The organism is Caballeronia mineralivorans PML1(12) (genome assembly GCF_001028175.1).
Taxonomy (GTDB): domain Bacteria; phylum Pseudomonadota; class Gammaproteobacteria; order Burkholderiales; family Burkholderiaceae; genus Caballeronia; species Caballeronia mineralivorans.
On record NZ_AEJF01000312.1, the window covers coordinates 1 to 395 of the forward strand.

General features: G+C 52.4%; 1 protein-coding gene. It reads right to left on the reverse strand.

All coding sequences use genetic code 11. The annotated features are described in order from the left end of the window. Positions 1 to 395: arabinose operon transcriptional regulator AraC (araC, locus tag EOS_RS42815; protein ID WP_456151149.1), on the reverse strand; the 395-nt coding region annotated here is incomplete at both ends.

The window sequence follows — 395 nt, forward strand, 5'->3', positions numbered from 1 at the left end:
TGAAATGCGGCTGGTGCGCTTCATCCGGGCGAAAGAAACCCGTATTGGCAAATATTGACGGCCAGTTAAGCCATTCATGCCAGTAGGCGCGCGGACGAAAGTAAACCCACTGGTGATACCATTCGCGAGCCTCCGGATGACGACCGTAGTGATGAATCTCTCCTGGCGGGAACAGCAAAATATCACCCGGTCGGCAGACAAATTCTCGTCCCTGATTTTTCACCACCCCCTGGCCGCGAATGGTGAGATTGAGAATATAACCTTTCATTCCCAGCGGTCGGTCGATAAAAAAATCGAGATAACCGTTGGCCTCAATCGGCGTTAAACCCGCCACCAGATGGGCGTTAAACGAGTATCCCGGCAGCAGGGGATCATTTTGCGCTTCAGCCATACTT